The following is a 13386-nucleotide window of genomic DNA, read 5'->3' as shown; positions in this document are numbered from 1 at the left end:
AGTAGGCTCCGCCGCCTAGGGGTTCCCTCCCCGCGCCCGCTTCAATAAGCAAAGGACTTATCTCTTTTTCGGCTGGATAGCTGGAGGCTTGAGCGGGTTAAGGCCTAACGGTGCAGTTGAGCGTCTATAAGCGCGCCCAAGGTCTGCATGGCCCGTTCGCTGCGCGCGTCCCAGGGGTGGCCATGGTTCAAGCGCACGCACTGGCCAAAACCTTGGGTTGCGGAGAAGATCGGCCCAGGCGCCACGCTGATACCCGCGGCAAAGGCCTGGTGGAACAACGCCAGCGCATCGAGCTTGTGTGGAAATTCGAACCACAGAAAATACCCACCGGCCGGGTGAGTAACCCGAGTCTGCTCGGGGAAGTACCGTGCCGCGGCGGCCAGCATGGCCTGTTGCTGGTCCTCCAGGCTATGGCGCAGCTTGCGCAGATGGCGGTCGTAGCCGCCGTGTTGCAAGTAATCGGCGATGGCGGCCTGGGCAGGCACCGAAGGCGAGATGGTGGTCATCAGTTTCAAGCGCGCGACTTTTTCAGTAAACCGGCCCGCCGCCGCCCAGCCCACGCGATAGCCCGGCGCCAAGCTTTTGGAAAATGACCCGCAGTGCATGACCCAGCCCTGGATATCGAAGCTCTTGACCGGCCGCGGTGGCGTGCTGGCGAAATACAATTCGGCGTACACGTCGTCTTCGATCAGCGGTACCTCGTGCTGGCTGAGCAGGGCACATAACCGCGCCTTGTCGGCGTCCGATAACGTGACCCCCAGGGGGTTCTGGAAGTTGCTCATCAGCCAACAGGCTTTGATCGGCAGGCGCTCAAGGGTGTGCGTCAGCGCGGCCAGGTCAATACCGGCGCCAGGGCGCACGGGGATTTCCACCGCCTTTAGTTGCAGCCGCTCCAGCACCTGCAGGGACGCATAGAACGCCGGCGCCTCGATAGCCACCAGATCCCCTGGTTCGGTGACCGCCTGCAGGCACAGGTTGAGCGCCTCCATGGCGCCGGTGGTGATGACCAACGCTTCTGGTGGCAAATCTACCCCGCTGAGGTTGCAACGCAAGGCGATCTGCCGGGCCAACTCCGGGTTGCCGGTGGTCATATCGGCGATCATGGCGTGGGCCGATAGCCGCTGCACTGCCCGGCCCATGGACCGCCCCAGCCGCCCGAGGGGAAACAGGCTCGCGGCGGGAAAGGCTGAGCCGAAGGGCACGGTGGCAGGGTCACGTAGCGAGCCCATTACCGAGAACACCAGTTCGCTGACGGCTACCTCGGTAGCGGCCGCGGGCGCGTTCACGCAGTGAGGCTGCGCCAGGTGAGGTCGGCCCTGGGGCCGTACGAAATAACCCGAACGCTCCCGGGCCTGGATCAGCCCCCGGTCTTCGAGCAGGTAATAGGCGCGAAACACCGTGGCGGGGCTGACGCTATAGCGTTCGCTGGCCTGGCGCACCGACGGCACCCGTTCGCCCGCGACGAGCACCCCGGAGCGGATCATGTCCGCGATGTGTTCAGCCAACTGTTCGAAACGTTTGAGCTTGTGCGCCATGCCTCCTCCCCCTACTGGGTCCATTGATGTCAGTGCCTGGCGCAGTACGCATACTCACACGCCCATGGGCCCGGTTTGGCCGCGCACCGGAGCGAAGGCACGTGCACGCCTTTGCGCTGTCTAGAATAACCCTGCCGCTGCGCTATACTCCAGGAACGCCTGGCCTGGTAGCTTTCTGAACTCGTGGCGCATGCCCTCATCTGAATGAAAGGCATACACAGTGGAGTCAAAGGCATGAAAGTTGAACACATTGCAGGCCAAGCTAAGGCTGGCGCGGTTACCGAGATCAAATTGGTCGCTATGGAAGGTGGCTCCTATACGATGCACGTGGTAGTCAATGGCGAGTCTGAACGTGTGCTCAATGCCGATGGCGATACCTTGCATGTGGCTTCGGTGGATCAAGCCCGCAAACTGTTGATCGACGTACCCGAGGGCGTGAATCTCTTTATGGTACAGCCCGCGGTATACGACGAAATGGTAGGCCTGGACAGCGGCCCTACCGACTCTCGCGAACAGATTCCTCTTCACAGCAGTAACTGACCCATGGACGCCGGCGCGGCATTTGGCACTCGAGAAGCACTGCTGGCAGAAAATGCCAAGTTGCGCGGCGAGCTGCAAGCCCTGAAAGGGGATGTGTTCGAGGCCAGCGGTGTGGGTTTTTGCATCATAGAAGTGCGCTTTGGCCCGTTGGGTGAGGCGCAGGACTACAAATTCCTCAGTGTTAATCGCGCCTTTGAAAAGCACACCGGCCTTGAGCAGCCTGAGGGTCGCTGGATGCGGGAACTGGTTCCCGATAGGGACGCATTCTGGTTCCAGGTATATGGCAAGGTCGCCCTTACTGGGGAGCCGGCTCGATTCGAAAGCGATGCCCATGTACCAGGCCGTTACTTTATGGTGCAAGCTGCCCGGATTGGCGCCCCGGATCAGCACCGGGTATCGGTGATCTTCCATGACATTACCGAGCGCCGCTCGGCTGAAAAAGCGCTGCGCGATAGCGAACGGCACTGGCGAGGCCTGTTCGAACATTTCGATGAGGCCTTCGCGCTGGCTGAAGTGATCCGTGACGCACAGGGCATCGCGGTAGACTGGCGCTTCTTGGATGTAAACCCCGCCTGCTGTCGCATCCTGGGCCGCACTTCTGAAAGCATTCAGGCCAAGACCCTGCGCGACTTGTTCCCTAACCTCGCCCCTGGTTGGGTCGCCGATGCCGCTCGCGTGGCCCAGACGGGCCAGTCGATGCCGTTTATTCGCCCCCTTGAGGATGTTCGCCGCTGGTATGAAGGGCGTTTGCATCCACTGCCTGCCGACCGCTTTATGGTGATCTTCCAAGATGTGAGCGAGCTACGCCGAGCCGCGCAGCGGCGCGAAGGCCTGCTACACCTGAGCGATCAGTTGCGCGTGCTGGACGACCCTAATGATATCGCGGGCATCGCTGCTCAGATCCTTAGCAGCGTACTGGAGGTCGGGCGCGCTGGGTATTGCCTGATTGGCCAGGCACCTGGCCAGTTCCAGGTGCAGCGAGACTGGTCCAGTGATGGCCGGCCCTCCATAGCCGGCGCTCATGACCTCAAGGCCTATGGCAGCTATGTTGATAGCCTGTTCGCGGGCGAGCCCATCATGGTCAGTGACGTGCTGTCAGACGCCAGGATTCTACAGCCCGCCCAGTTCGAGGCCTACCAGACGCGGGCTTTCATTAATGTGCCTTTAATGGAGGGGGACCGGCCGGTGGCGTTGATTTTCGCCGATTGCCGTTACCCTCGCCTGTGGAGCCAAGAGGACGTGGACTTCACCCGAGAGCTGGGCGAGCGTACGCGTACCGCCATCGAGCGGCGACGGGCCGAACAGCAATTGCAACAGCTCAATGCGCACTTGGAACACGCGGTCGCCGAGCGCACACGCGACTTGCTGCGCTCCGAGGAGCAGTTGCGCCAATCCCAGAAAATGGAAGCCGTGGGTCAGCTCACGGGGGGTATTGCTCACGATTTCAATAACCTGCTCACGGGGATCTCCGGCAGTCTGGAACTGCTGCAAAACCGTATCGCCCAAGGCCGTACTCAGGACCTTGATCGCTATATCAATGCCGCCCAAGGGGCTTCTCGGCGCGCCGCCGCCCTCACCCACAGGCTGTTGGCCTTTTCCCGCCGTCAGACCTTAGCCCCCAAGCCTACGCAGGTGAACCAACTGGTCCATGGCATGGAAGAGCTGATTTCCCGCACGGTGGGGCCGGCGGTGTCGGTGCTGGCCGACCTGAGCACGGATTTAGGGAGTGTGCTGATTGACCCTCACCAGCTTGAAAACGCTTTGCTGAACCTGTGCATCAATGCTCGGGACGCCATGCCCGACGGCGGCACGCTGACCATCAGTAGCCGTAACCGCAGCATCGATGAGCGCGGTAGTCAGGCTTTCGACTTGGACGTGGGCGAGTACGTTGCCTTGGCGGTGGCTGACACCGGCATGGGCATGGCGCCTGACGTGGCTGCCAAGGCATTTGAGCCTTTCTTTACCACCAAACCCCTCGGCATGGGTACTGGCCTGGGCCTGTCCATGATTTACGGCTTTATTCGCCAGTCCGGCGGGCAGGCCCGTATCCATTCCCAGGCCGGCAAGGGCTGCGTGGTCACCCTCTACCTGCCCCGGCATCATGGCCAGGTAATGGACGTTGCACCTGCACCCACAACCGCGCTGCCACGGGCAGAAGTAGGTGAAACCGTATTGGTGGTGGATGACGAGCCCACGGTGCGGATTATGGTCACCGAGGTACTGGAGGACTTGGGGTACCATGCGGTGGAAGCGGCCGATGGCCGTGCTGGCTTGCAGATTCTCAACTCAGGGGCCAAGATCGACCTGCTGATCACTGATGTTGGGTTGCCGGGAGGCATGAATGGCCGGCAGATGGCCGATGCGGCGCGGGTACAGCGGCCAGCGCTGAACGTGTTGTTCATTACCGGCTATGCCGAATCCAGTGTATTTGAAAGTGGCCCGGCGCAGCACGGTATGCATGTGCTGACCAAGCCGTTTTCAGTCGATAGCCTGGCAAGGCGTATTCGCGAGTTGATCGAAAACGCCAAACCCTAAGGCCCCCAGGTAAACCCTGGGGGCACAACTACGGAGGTTAAGCGGTGTGTTCGGTGTGGGTCGCAACGCCCAGCATTTGAACGTCGGCGCCATCACCGTGCGGGGCGAATACGAACTGGTCGTTGTTCAAGGTATGGCTGTAGTCCCCTACCAGGGTCACCTGAAACTTATGGCCCTCGGTGTCGGCCTCGCTGCTACGCACGTAGGTACGGTCGTTGCCAGCGTTGTAACTGACCTTCAGAGTGCCATCGGTGCCATTGCCCAGGCCAGTAAAGCCCAATGCGGACACATCCAGCAGATCCCGCCCCACTGAGAAATCGGTGATCAGGTCCGCCGAGCCTACGTAACTGTCACTAACGTGGTCAAAGCGGAAGGTATCGGCACCCGAGCCACCGCTGAGTTTGTCACTCCCAGCGCCCCCTACCAGCAAGTCGTCGCCTACGCTGCCTGCCAGTACATCGTCGCCACCCAGGCCGTAGAGCTTGTCATTCCCCCAGTCGCCGTAGAGCGTGTCGGCCCCGGACGTGCCGGTGGCCTCCACGTGAGCGATGGGTTGTGAGTTATCGGTTTGGGTAGGGTTCGGGTTGGCGAACAGCACATTGCTGGCGGTCAATTCCGACAGGTGGTTACCCTTAAGCAGGATCTCGAAACGGTTTCCATCGGCGTCTGGTTCCAGGGACTTAAGCGCGGTGTAGTCGCCGGCCAGGTTCAATACCACTTTGAGAGTGCCGTCAAAACCATTGCCCAAGCCAGTGAAACCCAGGGCAGACACATCGATCTTGTCATGGCCGTTGCTGTTGAAGTCCACGATCAGGTCGCGCTGGGCATAGCTGCCACTGGCGTCGTTACGCAGACTATCGCTGACGTTGGTGTATACAAAGGTGTCAGCGCCGGTACCGCCAGAGAGTGTGTCGCCGCCCGCGCCACCGTACAGCCGGTCGGCGCCGCCATCTCCTTGCAGGGTGTCCCGGCCAGTGCCGCTTGCCAGGGTTTCGTCTGCCGCGGTCCCGTTGAGCGTGTCGTTGTAGGCGGTGCCACCGATCAGCGACGCGAAGTTATCCGCGCCCAGGGTATTGAGGTGGTTGCCGCTCAGCGCTAGCTGGAAACGGTTGCCTTGGCTATCGGCATCCAGGCTGGCCAGGTAGGTGGTGTCGGTACTTGCGTTGTAGGTTGCCTTCAGGGTGCCGTTATGGCCATTGCCCAGGCCTGCCAACCCAAGCGCGGTGAGGTCCAGGCGGTCGGTGGCGTCATTGAAATCGGTGATGCGGTCGCTGAAGGACTGGGACCCATTGCGGTAGCTGTCACTGACCGCGTTGAAACGGAACACATCACTGCCGGTACCGCCGGTCAGCGTATCAACGCCCGCGCCACCCACGAGTACGTCGTTACCGGCGCCACCGTCGATGCGGTCACGGCCTTCGCCACCGCTGATCAGCTCGTCGGAACGAGAGCCTACCCAGGTATCCGCCCCGGCACTGCCGCGCAGGATCAGCATGTCGCTGTTGTTATACACCTGGCTTTCGCTGCCTACGGCATTGATGTCACCGGCAGGCGTACCGTTGATCACGTTGCCGAACACGATGCTGCCATTGACCACACCCTGGTCCGCTGGAATCTCCGCCACGCCCCAGGTCGCATTGGGACCGCCGGTGATCAGGTTGTCGTAGACCAGGTTCTGGCTGGCCTCGTTGCCGCCCTGGGTGCGAATCGCGACTTCAGCGGTATCGAGGGTCTGGGCGTTGCCGTGGATAACGTTGTCGGCGACTTCCACATGGGTAGTGCCTTGCAGGTTCACCCCAGAGCCGCCATTGCCGTGGATGTCCAAGCGGTACACACCGCCGTATTCCACACCGCGCACCCGTACGCCATCACCGGCGTTATCGTAGACGTCACCGCCGATGGTGCTGAAGAAACCGGTGTCCACACCGTTTTCGTTATGCACGTAGATGCCATCCGCGCCGTTGCCAGAGGCTACGGTATCGGTCAGGCTCATGGCTTCGCTGCCAAGCGCGGCGTTAACGCCGTTACGGCCGTTGTTCAAGCCGTGGTTGTCCTGGAAGGTCAACGCCGGCAATGCGCCGCCCAAGGTGAAACCATCGAGCGTGTTATTGGACGCCGTGCTGTTGCGCACGGTGAGGTTCACCACCGGGTCAGTCAGGTCAAAACCACTGCCGCTGAAGCCCGAGGCGGCCACGCCATCGATCAGCAGGTTGGTAACCGTGCCCGCACCGGCCTGGGACCACCCGCTGATCATGCCAGTGCCGGCGGCCTGGTTACCCTCAAGGCCCAGGTTGCTGACGGAGGCGTCGCGCAGGTTGCTGCCCGCGGCAACGCCTAGCAGCGAGGACGTAGGCGCACCTGCGCCATCGGCCAGCTTGAGTACGCTCTCGCCTGCGCCATTACCGGTCAGGTTGACGTTGCTCTTGAGCGACAGGGCATTGCCCGACCCGTCCGCATCGGAAACCACCCAGGTTCCAGTGGGCACGTACACTTGTCCACCGCCCGCCGCGGCCGCGGCGTTTATGGCCTTCTGGATGGCAGCGGTGTCGTCGGTACCGTTGCCCTTTGCGCCATAATCGCGGATATCAAATACAGTCATGCATAGCTCCTGTGTGGGTCATGAGGCGGCGAGCCGGCCTGGCCACCCTCCCCGATGCGTCTTTGGTCGGCTTAATCGAATGCCGGCGAAACCATGTGACCAAAGAACGCTCTTATAGTTGGTTCAGCATAGGCCACATCCGACGGAACGGCTCCTGGTAAGGCCCCTGGATCAGCGCCTGCTGACCAGGCGATGCCCTGTTATGATGGCCGCCCACCGGGAACTCCTTACAAATCGGCCAAAAGGGACCAGGGTTGCGATGAACCAGCAACTTGCTGCGCACTGCCAGCATTTTTTACATGGCGGCGAGCTAGGCGAGCTGATTCGCCAGCACGATTGGAGTAACAGTGGCCTGGGCCCTGTGGCGCACTGGCCGCAAAGCCTTAAAACCATTACCGGCATGCTCTTGGCCTCCCCGCTGCCTATCGTGCTGCTATGGGGCCCCAAGGGCATTATGATCTACAACGATGCCTACTCAGGCTTTGCCGGGGGGCGCCACCCCCAGTTGCTGGGGTCGGAGGTGCGCGAGGGCTGGCCGGAGGTAGCGGACTTCAACGACCATGTGATGCGCGTGGGCTTGAGTGGCCAAACCCTGGCTTATAAAGACCAGGAGCTAACCTTGCACCGCCACGGCAAGCCCGAGCAGGTGTGGATGAACCTGGATTACTCTCCGGTGCATGACGAAACCGGCCAACCCGCCGGGGTGATCGCGATCGTGGTGGAAACCACCGAGCAGGTCATCACTCGCCGCAACTTGCAGCACAGCGAGCAGCGATTGTTGTTCCTTGATGCCCTGGCCAAGGAAACCGCCCGTAGCAGCAACGCGGACGTCATCATGGCCATCAGCACGCGGATGCTGGGGGAGCATTTGAAGATCTCCGTATGCGCCTATGCGGACATGGACCCTGATCACACGGGGTTTACCGTACGCGGCAATTGGCATGCGCCAGGCGCCCGCAGCATCGTTGGGCATTACGATCTGGCCAAGTTCGGTAGCCTTGCGCTAAGCCATCTGCGGGCCGGTCTACCCCTGATACTCGAGGACGCCCTTGGGCAATTGAGCCCAGCCGAGGCTCAGATCTACCGCGAACTTGGCCTGGCCTCGACCATTTGCATGCCATTGGTCAAAGATGGCCGGCTTACCGCGCTGATGGCGATCAACGACAGCGTGCCGCGGCAGTGGACCGCGGCGGAGCTGTCACTGCTGGCGGAAGTGACCGAACGCTCATGGGCGCATATCGAGCGAGTGCGTGCCGAAGCTCGTCGGCGAGAAGACGAAGAGCGCTTCCGTCAGGAACTTGAGGCTCGCGTCGGAGAGCGGACCGAAGCCCTGCGCATCAGCGAGGCCAATATCCGCCGCACCGAGCAAGCGCTGCAACAGGCACAAAAAATGGAAGCGCTGGGCAATCTCACGGGAGGTATCGCCCATGACTTTAACAACCTGCTTATGGCCGTGCTGGGCAGCCTGGAGCTGCTGCGCCGGCGCATGCCCGCCGACCCTCTACTCACGCGCTTGCTGGACAACGCCAAGGCCGGGGCCGAGCGTGGGGCAACGCTTATCGCGCGGATGCTGGCCTTTGCCCGCCGCCAGGAACTGCGCGCTGAGGCGGTAGAGGTCAAGCAATTGGTCAACGGCATGGCTGAGCTCTTGCAGCGTTCACTGGGCCCTACCGTTGAGTTGGAACAGGCCTTTGTCCACGTGCCGGCCTGGGTACGCACCGATCCCAATCAATTGGAAGCTGCCCTGCTCAACCTGGCGGTCAATGCCCGGGACGCCATGGGCGGCCAGGGCCGTATCGTCATGGGCGCACACTTGGAGCAGGTGCCGCCTTCCGACCCTCGGTTGGCTCCCGGTAATTATTGGTGCCTGGGGGTGACCGATACCGGCGAGGGGATGGACGAACATACCCTCAAGCGCGCTACCGAACCCTTTTTCACCACCAAGGGCGTGGGCCAAGGCACGGGGCTTGGGCTGTCGATGGTGCATGGGTTGGCGGAGCAGTGTGGCGGCGCTCTGCGGCTTCGCAGCAAGGTAGGCCAGGGCACTACGGTGGAAATCTGGCTACCGGCGATCAACGCCCCCGCTGCCTTGCGCCCTGCCGCTGACGACCCCATGGCCCCCGCCACCCTCGACGCGCCTTCGTTGAGCATCTTGACCGTGGACGACGACGATCTAGTACTGACCAATACCGTAGACATGCTCGAGGACCTTGGCCATAGGGTACAGGCTGTCGGCTCAGCGCGGGAGGCTCTGGACTGTTTGTCACAGGCGCCCTTCGATCTGTTGATCACCGACCACGCCATGCCCCGGATGACAGGCGCGCAGTTGATCGAGCAGGTACGCGAGCGCTATCCAACGATGGCCATTATTTTGGTGTCGGGGTATGCGGAGTTGACGCCAGGGCAGCGCATCGAGGTCCCTCGCCTGCCCAAGCCCTTCTCCCAATCGCAACTGCGCGAGGCAATCAACGAACGAGTAGTGGGCTGAGCCTGCCCTGTTACCAGGGCAGGTGCGCCAGGCTGGGCTATCAGCGCTGCTTAAGCCGATCGATGATCACCGCCAGCAGCAAAATGGTGCCGCGGATCACATACTGGTAGAAGGTGTCGATGTTCTTTAGGTTCATGGCGTTCTCGATGATCGCCAGAATCAGTACCCCGGCGATCACATGGCGCATCATGCCAATGCCGCCTGCCAGCGATACACCGCCCAATACGCAGGCAGAAATCACCGTCAGCTCGAAGCCTTGACCGATCATGGGCTGGCCAGAGGTCATGCGCGAGGCCAGGACCACGCCAGCCAGTGCCCCGACCAGGCCATGCACGGCGAAGATCACGATCTTGGTACGGTCCACCGCCACGCCCGCCAGCCGCGAGGCTTCCTGGTTACCGCCAATGGCCATGGTATTACGGCCATAGGTCGTGTAATTGAGCAACCAGCCGAAGAACAGGAAGCACAGCAGTGTGATCACAATAGGTACCGGCACACCGTAGAACTGCCCATTTCCGAAAATGGAAAAGTCCTCCTGCATCACGCCCACGGCCTTACCATTGGAAAAGATATAGGCCAGCCCACGTACGATCTGCATGGTAGCCAAGGTAGTGATCAGCGCGTTGATCCGCAGCTTGGCGATCACGATCCCATTGATCAGCCCCACGATCAAACCCATGCCCAGGGCCGCGCCTACGCCCAGGGCCACGCTATCGGTATCGCGCATCACGATGGCCGCAATCACCCCGGCGCAGGCGATTACCGACCCCACCGACAGGTCGAAATGCCCCGAGGCCAGGCAGAACAGCATGGTGCAGGCCGCGATCCCCGTGGTGGAGATGGCCAGCCCCAGGCCACGCATGTTCAGGGGCGAGAGGAAATTATCGATAAAGATCGCCGAGCAGGTAAAGATAGCAATGGCCGCCAGCAACATGACCCAGTCATCGAGAAACCGCCGCATGTTCAAACGGTGGCTGGACATCAACGGGGGGTGGGGTACGCTAGCCATGGTTCACCTCTTGTTCTGAAGCCACACGGGCACCGGGCAGGGCCAGTTGTAGCAAGCTTGATTCGTTGGCCCGGGCGCGGAGCAGCTCGCCTGTGAGGGCGCCCTCGCACATGACGATCACACGGTCGGATATGCCAATCACTTCCATCAGGTCACTGGACACCACGATCACCACCACCCCTTTGGCGGCCAGGTTATGGATGATGTCGTAGATCTCTGACTTGGCGCCTATGTCGATGCCACGGGTAGGCTCGTCGAGTAGCAGCACCTTCATTGGCAGGGACAGCCAGCGGCCAAGAATAGCTTTCTGCTGGTTGCCGCCTGAGAGGTACATGATTGCCTGGTCGGCCGAAGGGGTTTTGACATTCAGCGCGCGGATTTGCCGTTGCGCGTTGTCTCGCTCCCAGCGGCCACGAAGCAGGCACCCCAGGCGGGAGTGGCGCGGGCGGGCGCCAATATTGATGTTTTCACCCACGCTGGCCAGGGGCACGATGCCTTCTTTCTTGCGGTCCTCGGGGCACAGCAGAATGCCCGCGGCAATGGCATCGCGAGGGGTATTGAGGGTAAGGTGCCGCCCTTGCAGCGCGACCTCGCCCGCGCTGGCCGGCGTCAGGCCAGACAACAGCCGCAACAGCTCGGTGCGGCCCGCACCCACCAAACCGAAGAACCCCAGCACTTCACCCTCGCGGGCGCTGAAGCTTACCGGCGAGCGCAGGCCAGGGCCGAGCAACCCTTTCACGGCCAAGGCCACGTCCCCGTGGGGGCGCTCCCGGTAGTTGTAGATGTCCTGGATGTCCCGGCCCACCATGCAGGTGACCAGCTTGTCGTGGGTAAGCTGCGCCATGTCATGGAAGGTCTGCACATAGCGGCCATCCTTGAACACCGTCACCGCGTCGCAGATGCGGAAAATCTCTTCCATGCGGTGAGACACGTACAGCACCACGCGGCCCTCATCTCGCAGGTGGCCGATAATCTCCATCAGCCTGTCGATTTCCCGCGCCGACAGGCTACTGGTGGGCTCGTCGAAGGCGATCACCCGGGCGTCATGGGACAGCGCCTTGGCGATTTCAACCAGTTGCCGCTGCCCCAGGGACAGGTTCCCCAGGCGGGTTTGCGGATGAATCTCCTCCGCCAGCCCACGCAGTAGCTCCTGCGCCCGTTGATGCATGGCGCGGCGATTGACAATCCCCAACCGCGAGGGGAAATGCCCCAGCAGCAGGTTCTCGGCCACGCTCATTTCCGGCACCAGGTGCAGCTCTTGATGGATCACCGCAATGCCACTGGCCAGGCTGTCAGCGGCGTTACGAAACTTCAGGCTGTGCTCGCCCAGCCACAGTTCACCCTCGGAGGGCGTATAGGCGCCTCCGAGGATCTTGAGCAAGGTGGACTTGCCCGCGCCGTTCTCACCCATCAAGGCGTGTACTTGCCCAGGGTGTGCGGTGAAGCTGATATCAGCCAACGCCCGTACCCCCGGGAACTGCTTGCCGATACCTTTGAACGACAGCGCCTGAGCGGTGCCGGCTTGCGCTACGGTGGACAACATCGAAAAGCTCCTCGCGCCCAGGCTCAGTTCCACAAGCCGATTTTTTCAAGCTCTTGCTTGAAGTTAGCTCGGGTAATGAGTGTCACTTCGTCCATGGCGGTGTACTTCGGCGGCTCCTTGCCGGTAGTGACCCACTCGAAGACCATGGTGGCGGTACGTTCGCCTTCGATGTGCGGGCTAGGCAGCATCGAACCGAAGAAGCCACTGTCAGGCTTTTTCAGCTCACCAATGGCATCGGTGCCATTGATGCCGATGCCAATCACATTGGCGGGCTTGAAGCCGGCGCTTTCAGTGGCGCGCACGCCGCCAAGCACGGTGTTGTCGTTCATCCCGCCAACGATCAGGTTCTTGGCCGCCGAGGGCAGCTTGACCAGCGCGGAGTTGGTGGCGTCCATGCTGCCGGGCACGTCCAGGGTTTTCTGGGGCGCATAGACGATATGGTCCTCAGGCAGGCCGGCCTTTTTCAGTGCATCCACCGAACCGTCGGTGCGCTTCTTGCCAGTGTCGAGTTCGTTGTAGGTGTTGATCACCGCCCAGGTGTCTTTCCAATCCCAGCCACGGTTCTTGGCTTCACCGGCCATGGCCGCGCCCTGCTTTTGGCCTACTTCAAAGGCCGCCATGCCCAGGTAAGGCACGTCTTCCATAAAGTTGCCCTTGGCGTCCACGAAGCGGTCGTCCACGGTCATCAGCTTAAGGTCGTTGGCCTTGGCCTTGGCCACGATGGCAGGGCCCAGGGAAACGTCTGGCGCGCAGATCACAAAGCCCTTGGCGCCGTTGGCGGCAAGGCTGTCGATAGCGGCCAAGGTCTTCTCGCCGTCAGGCACGGCGATTTTGAGCAGCGTAAAGCCTTTTTCTTTAGCGGCCTTTTCCGCGAAGGCCCATTCGGTCTGGAACCAGGGCTCTTCGGCCTGCTTGACCAAAAAACCGATTTTGACAGGCTCGGCGGCCATTGACTGGCCCGCCCAACCCAATGCGGCGGTTGTGGCTACCGCGCCACAGAAAACACGAAACCCTTTGGACAGGGACATGGCTCACTCCTTGTTTTTGTTAGAAAGCCGAGCGGCACCGGCAAGGCCGATTACCGCGAATTCAGTCAAGCACAGCGCAACGGGGGCGGTGTAACAAAGTGTCACCCAC

At 61.6% G+C, this 13386-nt stretch carries 8 protein-coding genes; 3 read left to right on the top strand and 5 right to left on the bottom strand.

Going from position 1 to position 13386, the window contains the following annotated elements; all coding sequences use genetic code 11:
* Positions 1-104: 104 nt before the first annotated feature.
* Positions 105-1535, bottom strand: coding sequence for an aminotransferase-like domain-containing protein (locus ACWKV4_RS07065; RefSeq protein WP_483831359.1), 1431 nt, complete (start codon positions 1533-1535; stop codon positions 105-107).
* A gap of 234 nt (positions 1536-1769) precedes the next feature.
* Between ACWKV4_RS07065 and ACWKV4_RS07060 the strand changes: the two genes are divergently transcribed.
* Together ACWKV4_RS07060 and ACWKV4_RS07055 are read left to right on the top strand one after the other, a co-directional pair.
* Positions 1770-2075: a DUF6482 family protein gene (locus tag ACWKV4_RS07060; protein WP_483831358.1), complete on the top strand. Its 306-nt coding sequence runs from the start codon at positions 1770-1772 to the stop codon at positions 2073-2075.
* A 3-nt stretch (positions 2076-2078) separates the two neighbouring features.
* Positions 2079-4610 carry a response regulator gene (locus tag ACWKV4_RS07055; protein WP_483831357.1) on the top strand — a complete coding sequence of 844 codons (2532 nt, stop codon included), beginning with the start codon at positions 2079-2081 and terminating at the stop codon, positions 4608-4610.
* A gap of 37 nt (positions 4611-4647) precedes the next feature.
* On the opposite strand, the gene ACWKV4_RS07050 is transcribed toward ACWKV4_RS07055, so the two are convergent.
* On the bottom strand, positions 4648-7209 hold the full coding sequence (locus ACWKV4_RS07050; RefSeq protein WP_483831356.1) for a M10 family metallopeptidase C-terminal domain-containing protein: 2562 nt from the start codon (positions 7207-7209) through the stop codon (positions 4648-4650).
* 259 nt (positions 7210-7468) lie between these two features.
* On the opposite strand from ACWKV4_RS07050, the gene ACWKV4_RS07045 reads away from it, so the two are divergent.
* Positions 7469-9697 carry an ATP-binding protein gene (locus ACWKV4_RS07045; RefSeq protein WP_483831355.1) on the top strand — a complete coding sequence of 743 codons (2229 nt, stop codon included), beginning with the start codon at positions 7469-7471 and terminating at the stop codon, positions 9695-9697.
* A 40-nt stretch (positions 9698-9737) separates the two neighbouring features.
* On the opposite strand, the gene araH is transcribed toward ACWKV4_RS07045, so the two are convergent.
* The 3 genes from araH to ACWKV4_RS07030 are packed head-to-tail and all read right to left on the bottom strand — an operon-like array spanning position 9738 to position 13277.
* On the bottom strand, positions 9738-10706 hold the full coding sequence (gene araH, locus ACWKV4_RS07040; RefSeq protein ID WP_483831354.1) for an L-arabinose ABC transporter permease AraH: 969 nt from the start codon (positions 10704-10706) through the stop codon (positions 9738-9740).
* Positions 10699-12249, bottom strand: coding sequence for an L-arabinose ABC transporter ATP-binding protein AraG (gene araG / locus ACWKV4_RS07035; RefSeq protein WP_483831353.1), 1551 nt, complete (start codon positions 12247-12249; stop codon positions 10699-10701). Before araG ends, araH begins: the two co-directional genes overlap by 8 nt.
* 23 nt (positions 12250-12272) lie before the next feature.
* Positions 12273-13277, bottom strand: coding sequence for a substrate-binding domain-containing protein (locus ACWKV4_RS07030; protein WP_483831352.1), 1005 nt, complete (start codon positions 13275-13277; stop codon positions 12273-12275).
* Between the last annotated feature and the right edge of the window lie 109 nt (positions 13278-13386).

The organism is Pseudomonas artemisiae, assembly GCF_057128685.1.
The sequence above is the reverse complement of the archived record's forward strand: the minus strand, read 5'-3'. Positions and strand labels throughout refer to the sequence as shown.